At 64.9% G+C, this 25,038-nt stretch carries 12 protein-coding genes and 9 pseudogenes; 3 read left to right on the top strand and 18 right to left on the bottom strand.

Features of this window, described 5'->3' with window-relative positions; translation table 11 throughout:
* Positions 1-48: 48 nt before the first annotated feature.
* Positions 49-1,158 (bottom strand): annotated as a pseudogene (locus tag LE197_RS36660) (S-(hydroxymethyl)glutathione dehydrogenase/class III alcohol dehydrogenase).
* A gap of 131 nt (positions 1,159-1,289) precedes the next feature.
* Between LE197_RS36660 and gfnR the strand changes: the two are divergent.
* From gfnR to yedF, 3 genes and pseudogenes are all read left to right on the top strand, one after another.
* Complete coding sequence (gene gfnR / locus LE197_RS36655) at positions 1,290-2,198, top strand: glutathione-dependent formaldehyde neutralization regulator (protein ID WP_003098564.1); 909 nt, start codon at positions 1,290-1,292, stop codon at positions 2,196-2,198.
* Between the two features lie 75 nt (positions 2,199-2,273).
* Positions 2,274-3,501 (top strand): annotated as a pseudogene (gene yedE, locus LE197_RS36650) (selenium metabolism membrane protein YedE/FdhT).
* A complete protein-coding gene (gene yedF / locus LE197_RS36645) occupies positions 3,467-3,715 on the top strand; it encodes a sulfurtransferase-like selenium metabolism protein YedF (RefSeq protein ID WP_003092358.1) in 249 nt (82 codons plus the stop codon). Before yedE ends, yedF begins: the two are co-directional and overlap by 35 nt.
* 60 nt (positions 3,716-3,775) lie before the next feature.
* Here yedF and ispD read toward each other — a convergent pair.
* From ispD to rseP, 17 genes and pseudogenes are all read right to left on the bottom strand, one after another.
* Positions 3,776-4,475 (bottom strand): annotated as a pseudogene (gene ispD, locus LE197_RS36640) (2-C-methyl-D-erythritol 4-phosphate cytidylyltransferase).
* 19 nt (positions 4,476-4,494) lie between these two features.
* A pseudogene (gene ftsB / locus LE197_RS36635) lies at positions 4,495-4,778 on the bottom strand (cell division protein FtsB).
* 64 nt (positions 4,779-4,842) lie between these two features.
* Complete coding sequence (gene eno / locus LE197_RS36630) at positions 4,843-6,132, bottom strand: phosphopyruvate hydratase (protein ID WP_003092364.1); 1,290 nt, start codon at positions 6,130-6,132, stop codon at positions 4,843-4,845.
* 45 nt (positions 6,133-6,177) lie between these two features.
* A complete protein-coding gene (gene kdsA, locus LE197_RS36625) occupies positions 6,178-7,023 on the bottom strand; it encodes a 3-deoxy-8-phosphooctulonate synthase (RefSeq protein WP_226033838.1) in 846 nt (281 codons plus the stop codon).
* Positions 7,024-7,025: 2 nt separating this feature from the next.
* Positions 7,026-8,654, bottom strand: a complete 1,629-nt coding sequence (locus LE197_RS36620) for a CTP synthase (protein WP_003092366.1) — start codon at positions 8,652-8,654, stop codon at positions 7,026-7,028.
* 167 nt (positions 8,655-8,821) lie between these two features.
* Positions 8,822-10,148: pseudogene (gene tilS / locus LE197_RS36615) on the bottom strand (tRNA lysidine(34) synthetase TilS).
* Positions 10,149-10,217: 69 nt separating this feature from the next.
* Positions 10,218-11,168 carry an acetyl-CoA carboxylase carboxyl transferase subunit alpha gene (gene accA, locus LE197_RS36610; protein ID WP_003109333.1) on the bottom strand — a complete coding sequence of 317 codons (951 nt, stop codon included), beginning with the start codon at positions 11,166-11,168 and terminating at the stop codon, positions 10,218-10,220.
* 149 nt (positions 11,169-11,317) lie between these two features.
* Positions 11,318-14,837: pseudogene (gene dnaE / locus LE197_RS36605) on the bottom strand (DNA polymerase III subunit alpha).
* Positions 14,838-14,966: 129 nt separating this feature from the next.
* A pseudogene (locus LE197_RS36600) lies at positions 14,967-16,383 on the bottom strand (alanine/glycine:cation symporter family protein).
* A gap of 215 nt (positions 16,384-16,598) precedes the next feature.
* Positions 16,599-17,204, bottom strand: a complete 606-nt coding sequence (gene rnhB, locus LE197_RS36595) for a ribonuclease HII (RefSeq protein WP_003098580.1) — start codon at positions 17,202-17,204, stop codon at positions 16,599-16,601.
* A pseudogene (gene lpxB, locus LE197_RS36590) lies at positions 17,204-18,338 on the bottom strand (lipid-A-disaccharide synthase). The gene rnhB and the pseudogene lpxB overlap by 1 nt, the downstream one beginning before the upstream one ends.
* Positions 18,339-18,341: 3 nt before the next feature.
* Positions 18,342-19,118 carry an acyl-ACP--UDP-N-acetylglucosamine O-acyltransferase gene (gene lpxA / locus LE197_RS36585; protein WP_003092373.1) on the bottom strand — a complete coding sequence of 259 codons (777 nt, stop codon included), beginning with the start codon at positions 19,116-19,118 and terminating at the stop codon, positions 18,342-18,344.
* Positions 19,115-19,555: a 3-hydroxyacyl-ACP dehydratase FabZ gene (fabZ, locus tag LE197_RS36580; protein WP_003092375.1), complete on the bottom strand. Its 441-nt coding sequence runs from the start codon at positions 19,553-19,555 to the stop codon at positions 19,115-19,117. The genes lpxA and fabZ overlap by 4 nt, the downstream gene beginning before the upstream one ends.
* A 46-nt stretch (positions 19,556-19,601) precedes the next feature.
* Positions 19,602-20,663, bottom strand: a complete 1,062-nt coding sequence (lpxD, locus tag LE197_RS36575; RefSeq protein ID WP_003117487.1) for a UDP-3-O-(3-hydroxymyristoyl)glucosamine N-acyltransferase — start codon at positions 20,661-20,663, stop codon at positions 19,602-19,604.
* On the bottom strand, positions 20,663-21,169 hold the full coding sequence (locus tag LE197_RS36570; RefSeq protein WP_003098586.1) for an OmpH family outer membrane protein: 507 nt from the start codon (positions 21,167-21,169) through the stop codon (positions 20,663-20,665). The genes lpxD and LE197_RS36570 overlap by 1 nt, the downstream gene beginning before the upstream one ends.
* 50 nt (positions 21,170-21,219) lie before the next feature.
* Positions 21,220-23,573, bottom strand: a pseudogene (bamA, locus tag LE197_RS36565) (outer membrane protein assembly factor BamA).
* 109 nt (positions 23,574-23,682) lie between these two features.
* Entirely contained in the window at positions 23,683-25,035 is a 1,353-nt protein-coding gene (rseP, locus tag LE197_RS36560; protein ID WP_003098594.1) for a sigma E protease regulator RseP, read from the bottom strand.
* Between the last annotated feature and the right edge of the window lie 3 nt (positions 25,036-25,038).

Here is a 25,038-nt window from a genome sequence, read left to right as displayed (position 1 = left end):
CTCCAGGAAACGGTCGTGGCGAGCCGCAGGGCCCGCCGCGACGGCTTGTCAGTAATGAATGACGGTGCGGATGCTCTTGCCTTCGTGCATCAGCTCGAAGGCCTCGTTGATGTCCTCCAGCCCCATGGTGTGGGTGATGAAGGTATCCAGCGGGATCTCGCCCTTCTGCGCCTTCTCGACATAGCTCGGCAGCTCGCTGCGCCCGCGCACCCCGCCGAACGCCGAACCGCGCCAGACGCGGCCGGTGACCAGTTGGAACGGCCGGGTGCTGATTTCCTGGCCGGCGCCGGCGACACCGATGATCACCGACTCGCCCCAGCCCTTGTGGCAGCATTCCAGCGCGGCGCGCATCAACTGCACGTTGCCGACGCACTCGAAGGAGTAGTCGACGCCGCCATCGGTCAGTTCGACGATGACGTCCTGGATCGGCTTGTCGTAGTCCTTCGGATTGATGAAGTCGGTGGCGCCCAGCTCCCTGGCGATGTCGAACTTGCCCGGGTTGATGTCGACCGCGATGATGCGCGCGGCCTTGGCCATCTTCGCCCCGATGATCGCCGCCAGGCCGATACCGCCCAGGCCGAAGATGGCAACGGTAGCGCCCTCTTCCACCTTGGCGGTATTCAGCACGGCGCCGATCCCGGTGGTGACGCCGCAACCAAGCAGGCAGACCTTCTCCAGCGGCGCGTCCTTGGGAATCTTCGCCAGGAGATTTCCGGCAGCACGGTGTATTCGGAGAAGGTCGAGCAGCCCATGTAGTGGAAGACCGGCTCGCCCTTGTAGGAGAAACGGCTGGTGCCGTCGGGCATCAGGCCCTTGCCCTGCGTGGCGCGCACCGCCTGGCAGAGGTTGGTCTTGCCGGACAGGCAGAATTTGCACTTGCCGCACTCGGCGGTGTAGAGCGGATGACATGGTCGCCCACCTGCAGGGAGGTCACGCCCTCGCCCACCGCTTCGACGATGCCGCCACCTTCGTGGCCCAGGATGCACGGGAACACCCCTCGGAATCCTGGCCGGACAGGGTGTACGCATCGGTATGGCAGACGCCGGTGGCGACGATGCGCACCAGTACCTCGCCCTTCTGCGGCGGCGCCACATCCACCTCGACGATTTCCAACGGCTTGTTGGGGGCGAAGGCGACGGCGGCACGGGACTTGATCATCTGGGAACTCCTGAACGATGGAAGCCGGCGGGCCGCTAAGCGACCCACTGAAACGGAAAGTGTAGAAAACCGCGTTTCAAGGAATAATCAGGCAATAATCAAAACATTATTGCCATACAGGGACAATCCAGATGAATCGCTGGGAAGGACTCGACGAATTCGTCGCTGTCGCCGAAACCGGGCAGTTCACCGCGGCAGCCGAACGCATGGGCGTTTCCTCGTCGCACATCAGCCGCCAGGTCGCCCGCCTGGAGGAGCGCCTGCAGACCCGCCTGCTCTACCGCAGCACCCGGCGAGTATCGCTGAGCGAAGCCGGACAGACCTTCCTGCAACATTGCCAGCGCCTGCAGGACGCCCGCGACGAAGCCCTGCGCGCGGTCAGCGACCTCTCCGCGGAGCCCAAGGGCCTGCTGCGCATGACCTGCGCGGTAGCCTACGGCGAACGTTTCATCGTGCCGCTGGTGAATGCCTTCATGGCCGACTATCCGCAACTGCGGGTCGACATCGAGCTGTCCAACCGCCAGTTGGACCTGCTCCACGAGGGCTTCGACCTGGCCATCCGCCTCGGCCGCCTGAGCGATTCGCGATTGGTCGCCACACGGTTGGCACCACGCGTCATGTACCTCTGCGCCACCCCGGAATACCTGCGCCGCCACGGCACTCCGCAGTCGCCGGCGGAACTCGGCCAGTTCAACTGCCTGATCGGCAGCAGCGACCTGTGGAGCTTCCTCGAGGACGGCCGGGAAACCCAGCACCGGGTCCAGGGCAACTGGCGCTGCAACAGCGGCCAGGCGGTGCTCGACGCCGCCCTGCGCGGCTTCGGCCTGTGCCAGCTGCCCGACTACTATGTGATCGAGCATCTGCGCAGCGGCCGCCTGGTCTCCCTGCTGGAAGGCCACCAGCCGCCGAATACCGCGGTATGGGCGCTGTACCCGCAGCAGCGGCACCTGTCGCCGAAAGTCAGGCAACTGGTGGACTATCTCAAGGAAGGCCTGGCGCAATCCCATCCGGGACTCGCCGGGGAGAAAAACCTGCGCTGAAGCAGTAAGGCGATTCACCGCTGCGATAGACTTGGCGGTTTCCCGTTCCACCCGCTATCGATTCAAGGAAGTCGCATGTCTGCCTTCAATGCGTTTCGCCAACGCTACCTGGTGAGGTTCTGGTCGCCGCTGCCGGCGCTGGTCGCCCTCGGCGTCGCCTCCGCCTACTACTTCGCGCTCACCGGCACCTTCTGGGCGGTGACCGGCGAATTCACCCGCTGGGGCGGCCACGTGCTGTCCTGGTTCGGCTACCAGCCACAGGACTGGAGCTACTTCAGGCTGATCGGCCTTCAAGGCACGCCGCTGGACCGGATCGACGGAGTGATGATCATCGGCATGTTCCTCGGCGCCCTGTGCTGCGCCCTCTGGGCCGGCAACGTCAGCCTGCGCTGGCCGACCAGCAAACGTCGCCTGCTGCAGGGTCTGGTCGGCGGTATCGTCGCCGGCTTCGGCGCGCGCGCCTGGCGATGGGCTGCAACCTGGCGGCGTTCTTCACCGGTATCCCGATGTTTTCCCTGCACGCCTGGGCCTTCATGTTCGCCACCGTCGGCGGCGCCTGGATCGGCGTGAAGATCAGCCTGCTGCCGTTCCTGCGCACACCGCTGAAAGTCGGCGCCACGGCCAGCGCCCTGCCCAGCGCCGAAAGCCTGGCCCGACGCGCACGCCTGCAGGCCCGCCTGGGCCTGGCGGTGCTGGCGCTCGCCGCGCTGTTCGCCGCCTGGCGCTTCGAGGTATCGCTGGTGCTGGGCATGGCCTGCCTGTTCGGCCTGCTGTTCGGCGGCCTGATCGAGCGCGCGCAGATCTGCTTCACCAGTGCCGCACGGGACCTCTGGACCACCGGCCGGACCCGCGCCGCCTTCGGCATCCTGCTCGGCATGGCGGCCGCCTGCATCGGTACCTTCGCCGCGATCCGCCTGGGCGTCGCGCCGAAGATCTTCTGGATGGGCCCGAATGCGATCATCGGCGGCATTCTCTTCGGCATCGGCATCGTCCTCGCCGGCGGTTGCGAGACCGGCTGGATGTACCGCTCGATGGAGGGCCAGGTGCACTTCTGGGTGGTCGGCATCGGCAACGTCATCGGCGGAACCCTGGTGGCGATCTTTGGGACCAGTTGGGCACCCGCCTCGCCCTGCCCTATCCCAAGCTCAACCTGCTGGAAAGCTTCGGGCCCGGCAACGGCCTGCTATTGACCTTCGCCGGCCTGGCCCTGTGCCTGCTGCTGGTGCAACTGAACGCCTCCCGATTCACCCGACCGCGGAAACCGAACCATGAGCCAGACCGACAAACCGACCCTGTCGCTTGACCTGCGCGGCGAACATTGCCCGTACAACGCCATCGCCACCCTGGAAACCCTGGCGACCATGCAGCCGGGCGAACGCCTGGAAGTGGTCACCGACTGCTCGCAATCGGTCCACGGGATTCCCGAAGATACCCAGCGCCAGGGCTACAAATGCCTGGCGGTGGAGCAGCATGGCGCGCTGTTCCGCTTCCTCATAGAGGTGCCGCTGGAAAGCTGAACGAGCGAGCCTGCAACGACAAGAAAGCCGACCCTCGGGTCGGCTTTCTTGTGCCAGGGTTCAGTGCGGAAAACCAGCTGCAGGCGCAGCAGGTCTTCCGGGGTGGTGATCTTCAGGTTGTCGGCGCGCCCTTCCACCAGCTTCGGCGCATAGCCGGCCCACTCCATCGCCGAAGCCTCGTCGGTGATCGCCACGCCGGCCACCAACGCATCGGCCAGCGCCCGGTGCAGGGCGCCGAGGCGGAACATCTGCGGCGTATAGGCCAGCCAGACCACCGAGCGGTCGATGGTTTCGCTGACCCGGCCGTCGCGGTCGGAGCGCTTGAGAGTGTCCTCGCCGGCACCGCCAGCAGCCCGCCGACCGGATCTTCGGCGAGTTCTTCGAGCAGGCGGTCGAGGTCGCCGCGGGTCAGGTTCGGCCGCGCGGCGTCATGCACCAGCACCCAGTCGTCGGCCTGTGCCCCCAACTCCAGCAGGCGCAGCAAGCCGTTCAACACCGAGCCGGCGCGCTCGGCGCCCCCGGCGCGCTGCACATGCCGGCTGGCGGCGCAGTCCAGCCCGGGCCAGTAGGGATCGTCCTCGGCCAGGCAGACCACCAGGCCCCTGAGCATCGGGTGTTCGAGGAAACAATCGAGGGTGCGCTCGATCACGGTGCGACCGGCAAGATCGAGATATTGCTTCGGGCGGTCGGCGCGCATGCGCGAACCCACGCCGGCGGCGGGGATCACCGTCCAGAAGGCGGGAAGGTCGGAAGTCGTCATCGGGAGAAGGGTCGTCAGCTCACTTGGCGAGCTGGTAGAGGGTTTCGCCGTCCTTGACCATGCCGAGCTCGTGCCGCGCACGCCCTCGACGGTCTCGGTGCCTTTCTTCAGCTCGGCGACTTCGGCTTCGAGAATCCGGTTGCGCTCCAGCAGGCGCTCGTTCTCGCCATGCTGGTCGGCGATCTGCTTCTGCAGGTCGCGCACCTGCGCCAGGCTGCCATCGCCGACCCACAGGCGATATTGCAGGCCCGCCAGCGCCAGGATCAGCACCACGAACAGCCAGTAGGGGCTACGTAACCTCAAGCCTCGAACTCCTTGAGAAGAAAAGGGGTGGCTCTTGCCACCCCTTCACCGTACCAGACTAGGCTCAGCCGCGGAATTCCGCGCGACCACGGTACGGCGCCTTGGCGCCCAGTTGCTCTTCGATGCGCAGCAACTGGTTGTACTTGGACACGCGGTCGGAGCGGCACAGCGAACCGGTCTTGATCTGACCGGCGGCGGTACCCACGGCCAGGTCGGCGATGGTCGAGTCCTCGGTTTCGCCGGAGCGGTGCGAGATCACCGCGGTATAGCCGGCGGCCTTGGCCATCTGGATGGCCTCCAGGGTCTCGGTGAGCGAACCGATCTGGTTGAACTTGATCAGGATCGAATTGCCGATGCCCTTCTCGATGCCTTCCTTGAGGATCTTGGTGTTGGTCACGAACAGGTCGTCGCCGACCAGTTGGACCTTGGCGCCGATCTTGTCGGTCAGGCCTTTCCAGCCGGCCCAGTCGGACTCGTCCATGCCGTCCTCGATGGAGATGATCGGGTAGCGCTGGGTCAGGCCGGCCAGGTAGTCGGCGAAACCGGCGGCGTCGAATACCTTGCCTTCGCCTTCCAGGTCGTACTTGCCGTCCTTGAAGAACTCGCTGGAGGCGCAGTCCAGGGCCAGGGTCACGTCGTCGCCCAGCTTGTAGCCGGCCTTCTCGACGGCCTCGGCGATGGCGGCCAGGGCGTCTTCGTTGGACGACAGGTTCGGCGCGAAGCCGCCTTCGTCACCGACGGCGGTGTTCAGGCCACGGGCCTTCAGCACGGCCTTGAGGTGATGGAAGATCTCGGCGCCCATGCGCAGCGCCTCGGCGAAGTTCTTCGCGCCGACCGGCTGGACCATGAATTCCTGGATATCGACGTTGTTGTCCGCATGCTCGCCGCCGTTGATGATGTTCATCATCGGCACCGGCATGGAGTACTGGCCGGGAGTGCCGTTGAGGTCGGCGATGTGCGCGTACAGCGGTACGCCCTTGGCCTGTGCGGCGGCCTTGGCGGCAGCCAGGGACACCGCGAGGATCGCGTTGGCGCCCAGCTTGGCCTTGTTCTCGGTGCCGTCCAGCTCGATCATCGCGTGGTCGAGGGCTTTCTGGTCGGCCGCGTCCTTGCCCAGCAGCAGGTCGCGGATCGGGCCGTTGATGTTGGCCACGGCTTTCAGCACGCCCTTGCCCAGGTAACGGCTCTTGTCGCCATCGCGCAGCTCGAGGGCCTCGCGGGAACCGGTGGAAGCACCGGAAGGCGCGCAGGCGCTGCCGACGATGCCGTTGTCCAGGATCACGTCCGCTTCAACGGTAGGGTTGCCGCGGGAGTCCAGGACCTCACGGCCCTTGATGTCGACGATCTTTGCCATTCTTGTTAACACTCCGAAGTGAATGAACGGGGCGGTCTGAGGAGACTAGGCAGTCTCGATTGCAGGAAAGCTCTTGATCAGCTCGTCCAGTTGCTTGAGCTGGGACAGGAAGGCTTCGAGTTTGTTCAGGCGCAGCGCGCACGGACCGTCGCACTTGGCGTGCTCGGGGTCCGGATGGGCCTCGAGGAACAGCCCGGCGAGCTTCTGGCTGAGCCTGGCCTTGGCCAGGTCGGTGACCTGGGCGCGCCGGCCGCCGGCGGAGTCCGCGCGACCGCCAGGCATCTGCAGGGCGTGGGTGACGTCGAAGAATACCGGGTACTCGAACTGCTTCATGATGCCGAAGCCGAGCATGTCGACCACCAGGTTGTTGTAACCGAAGGAGGAGCCGCGCTCGCAGAGGATCAGGCGGTCGTTACCGGCTTCCTCGCACTTGGTCAGGATGTGCTTCATCTCCTGGGGCGCGAGGAACTGGGCCTTCTTGATATTGATCACCGCGTTGGTCCTGGCCATCGCCACCACCAGGTCGGTCTGTCGCGAGAGGAAGGCCGGCAGCTGGATGATGTCGCAGACCTCGGCCACCGGCTGGGCCTGGAACGGCTCGTGGACATCGGTGATGACCGGTACCTTGAAGGTCTTCTTGATCTCTTCGAAGATCTTCATTCCCTCTTCCAGGCCCGGACCACGGAACGAGTGGATCGAGGAACGGTTGGCCTTGTCGAAGCTGGCCTTGAACACATAGGGGATACCGAGTTTCTCGGTAACCCGTACGTATTCTTCGCAGACCTGCATGGCCAGGTCGCGCGACTCCAGCACGTTCATGCCGCCGAACAGCACGAACGGCAGGTCGTTGCCGATCTGGATATCGCCGACGCGAACGATCTTCTGTGCCATGCTCAGGCCTTCCCGGAATATTTCAGCGCGGCGTTGACGAAACCGCTGAACAGCGGGTGGCCATCACGCGGTGTGGAGGTGAATTCCGGGTGGAACTGGCAGGCAACGAACCACGGATGCTCCGGGGCCTCGACCACTTCCACCAGGGCGCCGTCGCCGGAGCGGCCGGAAATCTTCAGGCCGGCCTGTTCCAGTTGCGGCAGCAGGTTGTTGTTCACTTCGTAGCGATGGCGATGGCGCTCGACGATCACGTCCTTGGCATAGCAGTCGTGCACCAAGGTGCCGGTCTGCAGCTGGCACTCCTGGGCGCCCAGGCGCATGGTGCCGCCCAGGTCGGAAGCTTCGGTGCGGATCTCGGTGGCGCCGGTCGCGTCCTGCCATTCGGTGATCAGGCCGACCACCGGATGGCCGCTGGACTTGTCGAACTCGGTGGAGTTGGCGTCGCTCCAGCCGAGCACGTTGCGGGCGTATTCGATGACCGCGACCTGCATGCCCAGGCAGATGCCCAGGTAGGGGATCTTGTTCTCGCGGGCGTACTGCACGGTGCTGATCTTGCCTTCCACGCCGCGCAGGCCGAAGCCGCCCGGGACCAGGATGGCGTCGACGCCTTCCAGCAGGCTGGTGCCCTGCTGCTCGATGTCTTCGGAGTCGATGTAGCGCAGGTTGACCTTGGTGCGGCTCTGGATGCCGGCGTGGGTCATCGCCTCGATCAGCGACTTGTACGCGTCCAGCAGTTCCATGTACTTGCCGACCATGGCGATGGTGACTTCACGCTCGGGGTTGAGCTTGGCATCGACCACCCGGTCCCATTCGGACAGGTCGGCCTGCCCGCACTCCAGGCCGAAGCGCTCGACGACGATGTCGTCCAGGCCCTGGGCATGCAGCACCGACGGGATGCGGTAGATGGTGTCGACGTCTTCCAGGGCGATCACCGCGCGCTCCTCGACGTTGGTGAAGAGCGCGATCTTGCGCCGCGAGGAGACGTCGATCGGGTGGTCGGAACGGCAGACCAGCACGTCCGGTTGCAGGCCGATGGAGCGCAGCTCCTTGACCGAGTGCTGGGTCGGCTTGGTCTTGGTCTCGCCGGCGGTGGCGATGTACGGCACCAGGGTCAGGTGCATCAGCATCGCGCGCTTGGCGCCGATCTCGACGCGCAGTTGGCGGATCGCCTCGAGGAACGGCTGCGACTCGATGTCGCCGACGGTGCCACCGATCTCCACCAGGGCGACGTCGGCATCGCCGGCGCCCTTGATGATGCGCCGCTTGATCTCGTCGGTGATGTGCGGGATCACCTGCACGGTGGCGCCCAGGTAGTCGCCGCGGCGTTCCTTGCGCAACACGTCCATGTAGACGCGGCCGGTGGTGAAGTTGTTGTTCTGGGTCATGGTGGTACGAACGAAGCGCTCGTAATGGCCCAGGTCCAGGTCGGTCTCGGCGCCGTCCTGGGTCACGAAGACCTCACCGTGCTGGAACGGGCTCATGGTGCCCGGGTCCACGTTGATGTAAGGGTCCAGCTTGAGCATCGTGATCTTCAGGCCACGCGCTTCCAAGATCGCAGCCAGAGAAGCCGAAGCGATGCCTTTCCCCAATGAAGAAACAACACCACCCGTGACGAAGATGTAGCGCGTCATGAAAAACCCTAGAAGTCAGCGTTTAGGCGGGATCAACCGCCGGGGATTCGGAGAAGGAGGCCAGCTCCGCCACGGACAAATCCGTGGGCAAAGCAAACTCCTGCTGATTCCGGAGGAATCGGCGGGAGCAGTACAAGACGGGAGCGTAGTCTACTGGAAACGGCTTACTAGCTCAAACCCGGGTCGTTCGTCGGCGGGCTCCAGGACAGTCGCCAGCCCCCTCGCGGGGACTGTCCAGGCCAGGAATGTTGGCCACCGCGAGCAGTTCGTCGGCTCGGAAGAGCAGCGGCAAACGACCGCGCAGGAAGCTCGGTACGCCCGCTTCGTTGAGCAATCGCTTGAGGTCGCGGCGACCGCGCCCGGCCAGGGCCAGCACCTCCCCACCCCGCCGGTAGTCGACGCGCAACGGCCCCGCCGGAACCTCGCCGAGCAACGCCAGCCGACCATTGCCGGGAAGAAGCAATGGATGAGCGGGACGCTCCCAGACGAACGGTCCCGCCGCCGCCCGCCAGTCCGCCGGCAACCACCAGATCCGCCCCGCGCCGCGACGCAGCTCGCCGCTCTCCAGGCGCCAGATCGGGTCGGCATCGTCGCCGGCATCGCGCAACGACTCCCAGCCGGCCCAATGGTCGCTGTCCGGCAACCGCGTCAGCTGTCCCAGCCAGGCCCGCAGCAGGTTGCGCTGGCGCGCAGCGCTGAGGCGGCGCAGAGGCTCCAGGGCGATCCGGGGCAGATCCAGCCAGTCCGGCCAATCCAGTTCCGAGGGTTGGCGGCAGGCCCGGAGGTCGATGGCGGCCAGTTCAGCCAGCAGGTCTTCGGCCTCGCGCAGATGCGCCGCGCAGCGCGCCATGCCGGCGACGGCCTGCGGCCAGTGGGAGGCGAGACGCGGCATGATCTCCCGGCGCAGGTAGTTGCGCGAGAAGCGCGGATCCTGGTTGGAAGGATCCTCCACCCAGTCCAGCCGGTGCGTCTGCGCATAGGCTTCCAGTTCGGCGCGGGAAACCCCGAGCAAGGGTCGGCACAGGCGGCCGCCGCCCAGCGGCCGGCTCGCCGGCATCGCCGCCAGGCCGCGCAGGCCCGCTCCACGCAACAGGCGGAACAGCAAGGTCTCGGCCTGGTCGTCGAGGTGCTGCGCGGTGAGCAGCACCTGTCCCTCGCCCAGGTTCGCCTGGAATGCGCGATAGCGGGCGTCGCGCGCCGCCTGCTCGATGCTGCCGCCAACGGCGACCTGCACCCGCTCGACCCGCAGCGGGATACCCAGCGATCGGCAGACCGCCTGGCAGTGCGCCGGCCAACCGTCCGCCGCAGCCTGCAAGCCATGGTGGACATGCAGCGCCGACAGCGCCGGCAAGGCTTCGCTCCGGGCCAGTTGGGCGAGCAGATGCAGCAACACCGTGGAATCCAGCCCGCCGGAAAACGCCACGCACCAGCCCCCGCTTCGCGCCAGGGCGCCAGGGCCTGTAACAGACGGGATTCGAGCGGCACCGCCGGCATGCTTGCGCTCCTCATGCGACAAGCCCGGCGAATGCCGGGCTTGTCGATCGTACCAGTGCGCCGGATGGCTTACGGCGCGCCGTAGCTCATCAGGCGGTCGTAACGACGCTCCAGCAACTCACCCATTTCCAGGCCCTGGAGCATCTTCAGTTGCGCCAGCAGTTCGCCACGGATCGATTCGGCCATGCTCGCCGGATCGCGATGGGCGCCGCCCAGCGGTTCGTCGATGACCTTGTCGACGATGCCCAGGCCTTTCAGGCGCTCGGCGGTGATGCCCATGGCCTCGGCGGCTTCCGGCGCCTTCTCGGCGGTCTTCCAGAGGATGGAGGCGCAGCCTTCCGGCGAGATCACCGAATAGGTGGAGTATTGCAGCATGTTCAACTGGTCGCAGACACCGATGGCCAGCGCGCCGCCGGAACCGCCCTCGCCGATCACGGTGGCGATGATCGGCGTCTTCAGTCGCGCCATCACCCGCAGGTTCCAGGCGATCGCCTCGCTCTGGCCGCGTTCCTCGGCATCGATGCCCGGGTAGGCGCCGGGCGTGTCGATGAAGGTGAGGATCGGCATCTTGAAGCGTTCGGCCATTTCCATCAGGCGGCAGGCCTTGCGATAGCCTTCCGGACGCGGCATGCCGAAGTTGCGCCGGACCTTCTCACGGACTTCGCGGCCTTTCTGGTGGCCGATGACCATCACCGGGGAACCGTCGAGGCGGGCAACGCCACCGACGATCGCCGGGTCGTCGGCGAAATGCCGGTCGCCGTGCAGTTCCTCGAAATCGCTGAACAGGTAGCCGATGTAGTCGAGGGTATAGGGACGCTTGGGATGGCGCGCGAGCTGGGCGATCTGCCAACTGGACAGATTGCCGAAGATGTTTTCGGTGAGCGCCTTGCTCTTGTCCTGCAGACGCGAGATTTCGTCGCTGATGTTCAGCGCATTGTCGTTGCCCACCAGGCGCAGCTCTTCGATCTTGGCTTGCAGGTCGGCGATCGGCTGTTCGAAATCAAGAAAGTTCGGGTTCATAGGCTTCCGTCGTGCGCAGATTCTAGTGGGCCGTTTCCGTTTGGCGCCCTACCTTACGGGATCGGGCGCCAGGGGTCGAGCCGGGAGCAAGGGCGATCCGCGTTTTCCCGCCGCAGAGCGCGGAACAACGGCGTTATCGCCCATCGCGATTAACGATAATTGAGGAAGACGTTGTCGCGCCCGAACTGGTCACGCAATGCCTGGATCAGATCGTCCGCCGGATCCACCCGCCAGCTCTCGCCGAACTGCAGCAGGGCCTTGGCGTCGGCGCTGGTGTAGTCCAGGGTGATCGGGCAGGAACCGCGATGGCGGTTGAACAGCTCGCCCAGCCAGCGCAGGCGATCGCCCTTCAACAGGTCGGCGTGCAGCTTCATCCGCAGGCTCTCCGCCAGGCCGGTACGCGCCTCCTCCAGGCTCATCACGCGCTTGGCGCGCAGGCGCAGTCCGCCGGAGAAGTCGTCCTGGCTGACCTCGCCCTCGACCACCACCAGCGCGTCGGTCTGCAGCAGCGACTGGGCCGCGGCGAAGGCTTCGGAGAACAGCGAGGCCTCGATCCGTCCGGAGCGGTCGTCTAGGGTGACGAAGCCCATCTTGTCGCCCTTCTTGTTCTTCATCACCCGCAGGTTGACGATCAGCCCGGCCACCGTCTGGGTATCGCGCGCCGGCTTCAGCTCGACGATGCGCTGGCGGGCGAAGCGCCGCACCTCGCCTTCGTACTCGTCGATCGGATGGCCGGTCAGGTACAGGCCGAGGGTGTCCTTCTCGCCCTTCAGGCGTTCCTTGAGGGTCAGCTCCTTGACCTTGCGGTGGTTGGCGTAGACATCCGCCTCCGGCTCGGCGAAGACTCCGCCGAACAGGTCCATGTGCCCGCTGTCGTGGCTGCGCGCGGTCTGCTCGGCGGCCTGGATCGCTTCCTCCATCGCCGCCAGCAGCACGGCGCGGTTGAGGTCGACGGTAGCCTGGTAGGCCTTTAGCTCGTCGTGGTAGTGCGGCCCCAGGCGATCCAGCGCACCGGCGCGGATCAGCGCTTCCAGGGTGCGCTTGTTGATGCGTTTCAGGTCGACGCGGTCGCAGAAGTCGAACAGGGTGTTGAACGGCCCGCCTTCGGCGCGGCATTCGGTGATCGCCTCCACCGGCCCCTCGCCGACGCCCTTGATCGCGCCCAGGCCATAGACGATCCGGCCATCGTCGTCGACGGTGAAGCGGAACTCGGAGTTGTTCACGTCCGGCGCCACGATGCGCAGCTTCATGTGCCGGCATTCTTCGATCAGCGTCACCACCTTGTCGGTGTTCTGCATATCCGCGGTGAGTACCGCGGCCATGAACGGCGCCGGGAAGTGGGTCTTCAGCCAGGCGGTCTGGTAGGAGACCAGGCCGTAGGCTGCCGAGTGCGACTTGTTGAAGCCGTAGCCGGCGAATTTTTCCACCAGGTCGAAGATGTTGCCCGCGAGATCGGCATCGATGCCGTTGTTCTTGCAACCCTCGATGAAACCGCCGCGCTGCTTGGCCATTTCCTCGGGCTTCTTCTTGCCCATCGCCCGGCGCAGCATGTCCGCGCCACCGAGGGTATAGCCGGCCATGACCTGGGCGATCTGCATCACCTGTTCCTGGTACAGGATGATGCCGTAGGTGGGTTTGAGCACCGGCTCCAGGCCGGCGTACTGGTAATCGGGGTGCGGATAGGACAGCTCGGCGCGACCGTGCTTGCGGTTGATGAAGTCGTCCACCATGCCCGACTGCAGAGGACCCGGGCGGAACAGCGCCACCAGTGCGATGAGGTCTTCCAGGCAGTCCGGCTTGAGCTTCTTGATCAGCTCCTTCATGCCGCGCGATTCGAGCTGGAACACCGCAGTGGTCTCGGCCTTCTGCAGCAGCGAATAGGTCGGCTTGTCGTCCAGCGGGATGAAGTCGATGTTCACCGGCTCCAGGCCCTTCTTGGCCTGCTCGCGGTTGATGATCTCCATCGCCCACTTGATGATGGTCAGGGTCCGCAGACCGAGGAAGTCGAACTTCACCAGGCCGGCCGCCTCCACGTCGTCCTTGTCGAACTGGGTCACCAGGCCGCCGCCTTCCTCGTCGCAGGCGATCGGCGAGAAGTCGGTCAGCTTGGTCGGCGCGATCACCACGCCACCGGCGTGCTTGCCGGTACCGCGGGTGATGCCTTCCAGCTTGAGGGCCATCTCCCAGATCTCGGCGGCTTCCTCGTCGCTCTTGAGGAAGTCGCGGAGCATTTCTTCCTGCTCGTAGGCCTTATCCAGGGTCATGCCGACTTCGAACGGGATCATCTTCGACAGCCGGTCGGCGAGACCGTAGGACTTGCCCTGGACCCGAGCCACGTCGCGTACCACCGCCTTCGCCGCCATGGTGCCGAAGGTGATGATCTGGCTCACCGCGTTGCGCCCGTAGGCGTCGGCCACGTAGTCGATCACCCGGTCGCGGCCCTCCATGCAGAAGTCGACGTCGAAGTCGGGCATGGAGATCCGTTCCGGGTTGAGGAAACGTTCGAACAGCAGGTCGTAGGCCAGCGGATCGAGGTCGGTGATCTTCAGCACGTAGGCCACCAGCGAGCCGGCGCCCGAGCCCCGCCCGGGGCCTACCGGCACGCCGTTGTTCTTCGCCCACTTGATGAAGTCCATCACGATGAGGAAGTAACCGGGGAAACCCATCTGGATGATGATATCGAGTTCGAAGTTCAGACGGTCGACATAGACCTGGCGCTTGGCCTCGTAGTCCGGGGTATCCTTCGGCAACAGCACCTCCAGGCGCTCCTCGAGACCTTCGAAGGAGGCGTGCCGCAGGTAGTCGTCGATGCCCATGCCATTGGGCGTGGGGAAGTCCGGCAGGAAGTACTTGCCCAGCTGCACCTCGATGTTGCAGCGCTTGGCGATCTCGACGGTGTTTTCCAACGCTTCCGGCAGGTCGCTGAACAGCTCGGCCATTTCCGCCGGCGACTTCAGGTATTGCTGGTCCGAATAGGTACGCGGCCGCCGCGGATCGTCGAGGGTCCGCCCTCGCCGATGCAGACGCGGGTCTCGTGGGCCTCGAAGTCGTCCTGCTTGATGAAGCGCACGTCGTTGGTCGCCACCAGCGGCGCGTTGCAGCGTGACGCCAGAGCCACCGCCGCGTGGAGGTGCTCCTCGTCGTTGACCCGGCTGGTACGTTGCACTTCGACGTAGAAGCGCTCGGGGAACACCTCCATCCACTCGCGCAACAGCGCCTCGGCCTTGGCCTCCTCGCCGTCGAGCAGCGCGTGGCCGATCTCGCCTTCCTTGGCCGCGGACAGCGCGATCAGGCCTTCCGCCGCCTCCTTGACCCAGTCGCGCTCGATGATGATCTCGCCATTGCGCTGGCCTTCGCTCCAGCCGCGGGAAATCAGCTCGGTGAGGTTGCGATAGCCCTTCGCGTTCATCGCCAGCAGGCTCAGGCGGCTGAGCGGGCCATCTTCCTCGCGGCTGGCGAGCCAGATGTCGGCCCCGCAGATCGGCTTGATGCCGGCGCCCATGGCGGTCTTGTAGAACTTCACCAGCGAGCACATGTTGCTCTGGTCGGTGACCGCCACCGCCGGCATGCCCAGCCCTGCCACTGCCTTGGCCAGGGCTTGACCCGGACCAGGCCGTCGACCAGGGAGAATTCGGTATGCAGACGCAGGTGAACGAAGGATACGGTCATGAAGGCCCCGGAGCAGAAATAACGCAAAAACGACAAGGCCCGGATTGTACCGGGCCCGGTGGCAAAGCTACAGGTTCAAGAGCGGACGATGCGCCTCGGCTGCGCCGAGAAGCCTCGCCCGCCCCGCGCTCAGGCGCGGCGGTCGTCCCAGATGCCCGGTTCGAGCTTCTGCTGGACTTCCGGGAACTGGCTGGCGTCGAAGGTCGGCAGCTTGCCGGCCTTGCGCTGGGCGTTATAGTCCTTGGCCAGCTTGATCGCGAGGTTGACACAGCAGCAGGATGGCGATCAGATTGGTGATCGCCATCAGGCCCATCGACACGTCGGCGAGGTTCCAGACGAACGGCAGCGAAGCCAGCGCGCCGAACATCACCATCGCCAGCACGATCAGGCGGAAGATCAACAGGCCCGCCAGGTGGTTGTGCTCGAGGAATACCAGGCAGTTCTCGGCATAGAAGTAGTTGGCGACGATCGAGGTGAAGGCGAAGAACAGGATGATCACCGCCAGGAAGTAGCGGCCCCAGTCGCCGACCTGGCTGGTCAGAGCATTCTGCACCAGCATGATGCCCTCGCCTTCCTGCGGTCCGGCCAGCAGGATGATGGCGGCGGAAGCGGTGCAGATCAGCAGGGTATCGATGAACACGCCGGCCATCTGCACATAGCCCTGGGACGCCGGGTGCGGCGGATAGGGCGTGGCCGAGGCGGCGGCGTTGGGCGCCGAGCCCATGCCTGCTTCGTTGGAGAACAGGCCGCGCTTGAAGCCGTTGAGGATCGCCGCGCCGATGCCGCCGGCGGCGGCCTCGTGCCAGCCGAAGGCACTCTTCACCACCATCGCGAGGACGCCCGGCAGTTCGCTGAGGTTGAACAGGATGATGCCCACCGCCAGCAGCAGGTAGGCCACCGCCATGAAGGGTACCGCCAGTTCGGAGAAGCGCGCGATGGAGCGCAGGCCGCCGAAGATGATCAACGCGGTGAGGATCACCACGGCGATGCCGCTGATCCAGGTCGGCACGCCGAAGGCGCCCTGCATGGCACCGGTGATGGTATTGGCCTGCACCGAGTTGAAGACGAAACCGAAGGCGATGATCAGGAAGATCGAGAACAGGATGCCCATCCAGCGCGCGCCCAGGCCCTTCTCCATGTAGTAGGCCGGGCCGCCACGGAACTGGCCCTTGTCGTCGCGAATCTTGAACAACTGGGCCAGGGTCGCCTCGACGAAGCCGGTCGCCATCCCCACCAGGGCGATCGCCCACATCCAGAACACTGCGCCGGGACCGCCGAGCGTGATCGCTACCGCCACGCCGGCGACGTTGCCGGTACCGACCCGCGCCGCCAGAGAGGTGCAGAGCGCCTGGAACGAGGAGATTCCCGAGTCGTCCGACTGGCGGCTGCCCTTGAGCACGCTGAAGGTATGACCGAAGTGGCGGAACTGGATCAGCCCCAGGCGCACGGTGAAGTACAGGCCGCAACCGACCAGCAGCCAGATGAGGATCTTGCCCCAGATAAGGCCGTTGAGCAGGTCGACGACCTGAGTGGCGAATTCTTGCATGGATAACTCCCTGTTCCGCTTGTGGCGGATTGTTGTCAGCCGACCTCCCGGGTAGAAGGCCGCGTGTTTCGGACACACACGGAATGACGTGCGAGCCGAAGGAAATTTCGCTGTGAATGGCACTTGGCAGGAAGGGGCAGGACTTTCCGCTATTGACGTCGCTCGCCGCTTGTCACCAGGCGACAGATACGGTCAGTCACGCGACATCCGTTCAATTATTGAACAGAGACGTCCAGCAATTCGCGAACCGGCGCAAACGAGCGTCGATGGATCGGCGTCGGGCCGAGGCGGGAAAGCGCCTCGAGATGGACCGCGGTCGGATATCCCTTGTGCCCGGCCATGCCATAGCCCGGATAGACCCGGTCCAGCTCGACCATTTCCCGGTCGCGACTGACCTTGGCCAGGATCGACGCCGCAGCGATCGCCGGCACCTGGCTGTCGCCCTTGACCACCGGCGCGCAGGGCACCGCCAGTTTCGGACAACGATTGCCGTCGATCAGGGCCAGCCGCGGAGTCACGCTGAGGCCTTCGACCGCGCGCTGCATGGCGAGCATGGTGGCATGCAGAATGTTCAGCCGGTCGATCTCCTCGACCTCGGCGCGGGCGATGCACCAGGCCAGGGCCTTCTCGCGGATCTCTTCGAACAGCGCCTCGCGGCGGGCTTCGCTGAGCTTCTTCGAGTCGTTCAGGCCGAGGATCGGGCGGCTCGGGTCGAGAATCACCGCGGCGGTGACCACCGGGCCGCACAACGGACCGCGACCGACCTCGTCGACGCCCGCGACCAGATCCTCCACCAGATTGAAATCCAGCCCCAGTTGCATCAGCGGCGCTCCACCAGTTGCAGGACGGCTTCCGCCGCCTGTGCCGAGGCATCCTGGCGCAAGGCCCGATGGATGGCATCGAAGAATTCCACCTGCTGCGAGCCGTCGTCCAGCAGCGGCGAGAGGGTTGCGGCTAGCGCTTGCGGGGTGGCGGCGTCCTGGATCAGTTCCGGCACCAACAGGCGTCCGGCCAACAGGTTCGGCAGGGAGATGTAAGGGCTTTTCACCAGGCGCTTGAGAATCCGGTACGTCAGCCCGGCGACCCGATAAGCCACCACCATCGGCCGCTTGTAGAGCAGCGCCTCGAGAGTCGCGGTGCCGGAGGCGATCAGCACCGCATCGCAGGCGGCAAGCGCTTCATGGGACGCACCGTCGAGCAGCGTCAGCGGCAGAGGCTCGCGGCCCTGGAGCATCTGCTCGATCTGTTCGCGCCGTGCAGCGCTGGCGCAGGGCAGCACGAAACGCAAGCCCGGCCGTTCGACGAGCAGACGCTGGGCGGTGTCGAGGAACAAGGCGCCGAGCTTGCCGACCTCGCCGCCGCGACTGCCCGGCATCAGCGCCAGCACCTGTCCGTCCGCCGGCAATCCGAGCCGCGCGCGGCCGCAGCGCGATCCGCCTGCAGGGGAATGGTGTTGGCCAGGGGTGGCCGACGAAACGCACAGGCACCCCATGCTCTTCGTAGAAACGTGCTTCGAAGGGGAACAATGCCAGCATCAGGTCGCAGGCTTCGCGAATCTTCAGCACCCGTTTCTGCCGCCAGGCCCATACCGAAGGGCTGACGTAATGCACGGTGCGCAGGCCAGCCTGGCGCAGCTTGTGTTCGACGCCGAGGGTGAAGTCGGGAGCATCGATGCCGATCATCACATCCGGCCGGGCCTCGATGAGCGTGCGGATCAGGCGCTTGCGCCGTCGCAACAACTCCGGCAGCCTGCCCAGCACTTCGACCAGGCCCATCACCGACAGGCGCTCCATGGGGAAATAGCTGGACAGCCCTTCGGCCTCCATGCGCGGCCCACCGACGCCGATGAACTCGATATCCGGGTGCCGCGCCCGCAGCGCCTGCATCAGTCCGGACCCGAGGATGTCGCCGGAGGCCTCGCCGGCGACCAGGGCTACGCGTAATCCGTCAGCCATGGCTCAGCGGGTGATGCCGCGGGTTGCGCTCTGGATGGAATCACGGAACACCGCGACCTCGGGGAACTGGGCAGCGCTTTCGGCCAGCTCGGCCAGGGCTTCCTCGACGGTATGTCCCTGGCGATAGACCACCTTGTAGGCACGCCGCAGGGCATGGATGGCCTCGCTGCTGAAGCCGCGCCGACGCATGCCTTCGAAGTTCATGCTGCGGGCTTCGGCCGGGTTGCCGAAGACCGTCACGTAGGCCGGGACGTCCTTGCCGATGGCGCTGCCCATGCCGGAAAAGCTGTGCGCGCCGATCCGGCAGTACTGGTGCACCAGGGTGTAGCCGGACAGGATCGCCCAGTCGTCCACGTGGACATGCCCGGCCAGCGCCGTGTTGTTCACCAGGATGCAATGGTTGCCGATCACGCTGTCATGGCCGATGTGCGCATAGGCCATGATCAGGTTGTGGTCGCCAATGGTGGTTTCCGCGCGATCCTGGACGGTTCCGCGATGGATGGTCACGCCTTCGCGGATCACGTTGTGGTCACCGATCACCAGGCGCGTCGGCTCGCCCTTGTATTTCAGGTCGGGAGTATCCTCGCCGACGCTGGAAAACTGGTAGATGCGGTTGTGCTTGCCGATCTTCGTGGGGCCCTTGAGCACCACGTGCGGACCGATCACCGTCCCTTCACCGATCTCCACTTCCGCCCCGACGATGGACCACGGGCCCACCTGGACGTCAGCCGCCAGCCTGGCGCTCGGATCGATGATGGCGCGAGGATCGATCAAACTCATAGTTTGCGTTCCGCACAGATGATTTCAGCCGAGCATACCGGCTTGTCGTCGACGGTAGCGTGGCAGTCGAATTTCCAGATGCTGCGCTTCACGCTGATGAACTTGGCGTGCAGTTGCAGTTGGTCGCCCGGCAGGACCGGCTGGCGGAAGCGCAGCTTGTCCGAACCGACGAAGTAGTAAAGGGTGCCGTCGGCGGGCTTCACGTCGAGCATCTTGAAACCGAGGATACCGGCCGCCTGGGCCATCGCCTCGATGATCAGCACGCCCGGCATGATCGGGTGCTCGGGGAAATGTCCGTTGAAGAACGGCTCATTGATACTGACATTCTTGTAGGCGCGAATGCGCTTGCCCTCGATGTCCAGCTCTACCACCCGATCCACCAGCAGGAAAGGATAGCGATGAGGCAGGTATTCGCGAATCTCGTTGATGTCCATCATGTTAGGGGGAGCCTGTTCAGAAAAGGGTGACGCAAAAAAACGTCAATTACGCATCAGATGAAGCGTCACCGCTTGAGGTCACGGCAGCCAGGCGTTTTTCCAGCTGCTGAAGTCGACGCGCCATGTCGTCCAGTTGACGAATGCGCGCGGCGCTTTTTTTCCATTCGGCCGCCGGTTGCATGGCGGTACCGGAGGAATACGATCCCGGCTCGGTGATCGAGCGGGTCACCATGGTCATGCCGGTCACGAAAACGTTGTCGCAGATCTCGATATGGCCGACCAGGCCAACGCCGCCGGCGAGCATGCAATGCCTGCCGATCTTGGCGCTGCCGGAAATGCCGACGCAAGCGGCCATGGCGGTATGATCGCCGATCTGCACGTTGTGCGCGATCATGATCTGGTTGTCCAGCTTCACACCGTTGCCGATCAGCGTATCGGACAGTGCTCCACGGTCGATGGTGGTGTTCGCGCCGATCTCGACGTCGTCACCGATGGTCACCCCGCCGATCTGGGCGATCTTCTGCCAGACGCCCTTCTCGTTGGCGAAACCGAAACCTTCGCCGCCGATCACCGCGCCCGACTGGATACTCACCCGCGCGCCGATGGTGACGTCGTGGTAGAGCGTGACCCGCGGCGCCAGCCAGCCGCCTTCGCCGATCACGCTACGGGCTCCGATCACGCAGTGCGCGCCGATGCTGACGCCAGCGCCGATGCGGGCGCCACTCTCGATCACCGCATAGGCGCCGACGCTGGCGCTCGGATCGACCTCGGCGTCCGCCGCGACGATGGCGGTAGGATGGATACCGGCGGCCGCCTTCGGTTTGCGATCGAACAGGTGCGACAGGCTGGCATAGGCCAGGTAGGGGTTGGCCACCACCAGCGCGGTACCGGCGAACCCGTCGGCGTCGGCAGCCGTCAGCAGGACGGCGCCGGCACGGCTTTCGGGCAGGTACTTGCGATACTGCGGGTTGGCCAGGAAGCTCAGCTGAGCCGGTCCGGCCTCCTGCAAGGTCGCCAGGCCCTGGATCGGCAGGTCCGCGTCGCCACGGAGTTCCGCGCCGACATGCGCGGCCAGCTGGCCCAGGGTGTAGGACAAGGTACTCATCATCAACGCAGCTGGTTCATCCGCTCGATCACCTGGCGGGTGATGTCGTATTGCGGCTTGACGTCGACCACGGCGCCACGTTCGATGACCATGTCGTAACCACCTTTCTTGATGGTCTCCTCGACGGCCTGGTCCAGCTTCGGCTTGAGTTTCTTCAGCATGTCGCGGTCGGCGGCGGCCTTCGACTCGTTCAATTCCTTGGACTGGAACTGGAAGTCACGGGCCTTCTGCTTGAAGTCCAGCTCGGCCTTCTCGCGGTCGCCCTGGGACATCTTGCTGCCGTTGGAAACCAGCTTGTCCTGCAGCGCCTTGGCGTCGCGCTCGAGGTTCTTCAGCTTGTTCAGCTGGGGGCCGAACTTCTTCTCGGCATCCACGGCGTATTGCTTGGCGGCATCGGACTCGAGCAGCGCCATCTGGTAGTTGAGCACCGCGATCTTCATTTCAGCGAACGCCGAAGGAGCCGCCATGATGGCTGCGGTGATCAGGACGAACTGGGTGAACTTACGCACGATGCACTCCTGCACAAAGCATGGTTTCGTTACTCGGTACTACGTACAAATCAGAAGGTCTGGCCCAGGGAGAACTGGAAGACCTGGGTTTCCGCGTTGTCCGGCTTCTTGATCGGCGTCGCCAGGCTGAAGCTCAGCGGGCCCAGCGCGGTGATCCAGGTCAGGCCGACGCCCACGGAACTGGCGAGGTTGTCGGTCTTGATGCCGTCGCAGTTGGTGGTGGTCTTGGTCGGGCAGTCGGTATCGAAGGTGCTACCCACGTCCCAGAACAGCACGGTACGCAACTGGCGCTGGTCCTGACGAACGGCAGCGGGAACAGCAGCTCGGCGCCGCCGGTGATCAGGATGTTACCACCGAAGGCTTCGGGATCCTGGTCCGGGTCGGTGTAACGGCCCTTGCTGTCAGGCCCTTGGTTCTTCATAGGCGTACCGTCTGGATTACGAGCCACAGAGGGCGTACTGCGCGGGCCCAGCGTGCTGTCCTTGAAGCCCCGCACCGAGTTGAAGCCGCCGGCGTAGTAGTTCTCGTAGAACGGCAGGCGCTCGGTGGATCCGTAGCCGTCGCCATAGCCCAGCTCGGTGTGGAAGCGCATGGTGTAGTTGTCGGTCAGCGGGGCGAAGACCTGGCCACGGTAGTCGATCTTGTAGAACGACAGGTCGCTGCCCGGCAGGGTGGTTTCAGGGGTCAGGCTCTGCGAGTGACCACGGGTGGCCAGTACGCCCTTGTTCAGGGTCGATTCGGACCAGCCGATGGAAGCCTTGAAGTTGGTGAAGTTGTCGCCTTCCTTGTCGAGGAAGTCGTAGATCTCGTCCACGGTGTAGCGGCCGGTGTCGATCTGGTCGCGCTGCACGCTCAGGCCATAGGTCAGGCGCGAGGTCTCGCTGATCGGGTAGCCGATGCTCATGCCGGCGCCCAGGCTGTTCACCGAGTAGCTGGCGACGTCGACGTCGAGTTCGTCGTAGTCGGTCTTCCGGTAGAAGGCATTGTAGCCGAGGCTGACGCCGTCGACGGTCCAGTAGGGGTCGACGAAGCCGAAGTTGTAGCGGGTTTGGTATTCGCTGCGGGTCAGGCCGATGCTGACCTTGTTGCCGGTACCCAGGAAGTTGTTCTGGCTGATCGAGCCGCCGAGGATCAGGCCGGCGCTCTGGGCGAAGCCGACGCTGGCGGTGATCGAGCCGGACGGTTGCTCTTCGACGCTGTAGTTGACGTCGACCTGGTCGTCGGTGCCGGGAACCGCCGGGGTCTCGACGTTGACTTCCTTGAAGTAGCCGAGGCGCTCCAGACGGGCCTTGGACTGGTCGATCAGGTAGGTGGAGGCCCAACCGCCTTCCATCTGGCGCATTTCGCGGCGCAGCACTTCGTCTTCGGTCTTGGTGTTGCCGCGGAAGTTGATGCGGTTGACGTAGGCGCGCTTGCCCGGGTCGACGACGAAGGTCACCGAGACGGTCTTGTCGTCGTCATGGGCTTCCGGCACGCCGTTGACGTTGGCGAAGGTGTAGCCCTCGTTGCCCAGGCGACGGGTGATTAGGTCGGAGGTGGTGGTCATCACCTTGCGCGAGAACACCTGGCCCTTCTGTACCAGCAGCAGGCGCTTCACTTCCTCTTCCGGCACCTTCAGGTCGCCGGTCAGCTTCACGTCGCGGATGGTGTACTTCTCACCCTCGTTGATGTTGACGGTGATGTAGACGTGCTTCTTGTCCGGGGTGATGGATACCTGGGTGGAGGCGATATCCATGTTGATGTAGCCGCGGTCCAGGTAATAGGAGCGCAGGCGCTCGAGGTCGCCGGAGAGCTTTTCGCGGGCGTACTTGTCGTCGTTCTTGAAGAACGACAGCCAGTTGGTGGTCTTCAGTTCGAACAGGTCGGTCAGGTCTTCTTCGGAGAAGACGGTGTTGCCCACCACGTTGATGTGGGAAATCGCGGCGACCGTGCCTTCGTTGATGTTGATCTTCAGCGCGACGCGGTTGCGCGGCTGCGGGATCACTTCCGCGTTGATCTCGGCCGAGTAGCGGCCCTGGGCCACGTACTGGCGTTGCAGCTCGTTGCGCACGCCTTCGAGGGTGGCGCGCTGGAAGATCTCGCCCTCGGCCAGGCCGGACTGTTTCAGGCCCTTGAGCAGGTCTTCCTTGGAGATCGCCTTGTTGCCCTCGATCTCGATGCTGGAGATCGACGGGCGCTCGACTACAGTGACTACCAGCACGTTGCCATCACGGCCGAGCTGGATGTCCTGGAAGAAGCCGGTCTTGAACAGGGAGCGGGTGGCCTGGACCAGGGCCTGGTCGTCGATGGTCTCGCCGACGTTCAGCGGCAGGGCGGCGAACACGCTACCGGCGGACACGCGCTGCAGGCCATTGACCCGGATATCGGAAACAGTGAAGGACTCGGCGTGAACCTCGGCGATCATCAGCGCTGACAGCAGCGCGGGTAGCAGAAAGCGTTTCATGGAGTCCTTTTTTTCCAACTGACAAATAGAGAATCTGCCGCAAAGGGCGGCAGATTCGAATTCAACATGACTACAGACGACTCAGATCGTTGACCAGAGCGAGCAACATCACGCCAACGACCAGACTGATGCCGATCTGCATCCCCCAAGCCTGTACCCGTTCGGATAATGGGCGCCCGCGCACCCACTCAACCAGATAGAACAGCAGATGCCCGCCATCGAGGACAGGGATCGGCAGCAGGTTGAGAACCCCCAAGCTAATGCTCAGATAGGCCAGGAAATTGAGAAAATCCCCCACGCCAGACTGGGCTGAAGCGCCCGCCACTTTAGCAATGGTTATCGGCCCGCTCAAGTTTTTTACCGAGAGCTCGCCGAGCAACATTTTCTTTATGGAGTCGAGCGTTAGCAGGCTCATGGTCCAGGTTCGGGAAAGCGCCTGACCCACCGCCTCCAGCGGTCCGTAGCTCACTTCGCGGAGCATTTCCGCCGGCCATTCGGTACCGGCGACCCCCGCCCCCATGTAGCCGCTCCGGGCCTTGCCCTCGCCGCGCACCGCCAGTTCCAGGGCAACATCCAGCACTTCGCCGTCGCGCAGCACCTTGAGCTGGACGCGCTGCCCGGGACGGGCACGGACGCTGTCCACCACCTGCTGCCAGTCGTCGACGGCGATGCCATCGATGCTCTGCAAGCGGTCGCCGAGCTTCAGCCCGGCGGCCTGCGCCGGCCCCTTGGGGTCGAGTTCGGCCAGCACCGGCGGCAAGGCCGGCCGCCAGGGCCGGATGCCCAGCGAGGCGATGGGATCGGGATTGTCCTCGCCCTTCAGCCAGCCATCCAGACGCACCTGGTGGGTGGAATCGACATTCGAGCCTTTTTCCTGCACCCGCACTTCCAGCGTACCGCTCTCGCCGAGACGGCGAACCAGCTGCAGGTTGACCCCGTTCCAGCCGGTGACGGGCTCGCCATCCACCGCCAGCAGCTCCTGCCCGGCCTCCAGGCCGGCCTGGGCGGCCAGGCTCTCCGGCGCCACGGAACCGATGACCGGGCGTACCTGCTGGCTACCGAGCAGGGCGACGACCCAGAAGAACAGAATCGCCAGTAGGAAATTGGCGATGGGACCAGCCGCGACGATGGCGATCCGCTGACGGACCGTCTTACGATTGAAGGACTGTTCGAGCAGATGGGCCGGTACTTCCGCCTCGCGCTCGTCGAGCATCTTGACGTAGCCGCCCAGCGGAATGGCCGCCACCACGAACTCGGTGCCGTGCCGGTCGTGCCAGCGCACCAGCGGCGTGCCGAAGCCGACGGAGAAGCGCAGGACCTTCACCCCGCAGCGTCGCGCGACCCAGAAGTGGCCGAATTCGTGGAACGTCACCAGCACACCCAGGGCTACCAGGGTGCCGACGATCATGTAAAGCGCACTCATCTC

The sequence above is a fragment of the Pseudomonas sp. PS1(2021) genome (genome assembly GCF_020405165.1).
GTDB classification, from domain to species: Bacteria; Pseudomonadota; Gammaproteobacteria; order Pseudomonadales; family Pseudomonadaceae; genus Pseudomonas; species Pseudomonas aeruginosa.
This window is presented reverse-complemented; position numbering and strand designations above follow the sequence as displayed.

Excerpts from the sequence above, each read along its gene's own strand:
- rseP (WP_003098594.1), bottom strand. The coding sequence starts at position 25,035 with ATGAGTGCGCTTTACATGATCGTCGGCACCCTGGTAGCCCTGGGTGTG.
- lpxA (WP_003092373.1), bottom strand. The coding sequence starts at position 19,118 with ATGAGTTTGATCGATCCTCGCGCCATCATCGATCCGAGCGCCAGGCTG.
- rnhB (WP_003098580.1), bottom strand. The coding sequence starts at position 17,204 with ATGCAACTGGGGCTGGATTTCAATCTGGTGGAGGATCTGGTCGCGGGC.
- fabZ (WP_003092375.1), bottom strand. The coding sequence starts at position 19,555 with ATGATGGACATCAACGAGATTCGCGAATACCTGCCTCATCGCTATCCT.
- kdsA (WP_226033838.1), bottom strand. The coding sequence starts at position 7,023 with ATGGCACAGAAGATCGTTCGCGTCGGCGATATCCAGATCGGCAACGAC.
- yedF (WP_003092358.1), top strand. The coding sequence starts at position 3,467 with ATGAGCCAGACCGACAAACCGACCCTGTCGCTTGACCTGCGCGGCGAA.
- gfnR (WP_003098564.1), top strand. The coding sequence starts at position 1,290 with ATGAATCGCTGGGAAGGACTCGACGAATTCGTCGCTGTCGCCGAAACC.
- lpxD (WP_003117487.1), bottom strand. The coding sequence starts at position 20,663 with ATGATGAGTACCTTGTCCTACACCCTGGGCCAGCTGGCCGCGCATGTC.
- accA (WP_003109333.1), bottom strand. The coding sequence starts at position 11,168 with ATGAACCCGAACTTTCTTGATTTCGAACAGCCGATCGCCGACCTGCAA.
- LE197_RS36620 (WP_003092366.1), bottom strand. The coding sequence starts at position 8,654 with ATGACGCGCTACATCTTCGTCACGGGTGGTGTTGTTTCTTCATTGGGG.
- eno (WP_003092364.1), bottom strand. The coding sequence starts at position 6,132 with ATGGCAAAGATCGTCGACATCAAGGGCCGTGAGGTCCTGGACTCCCGC.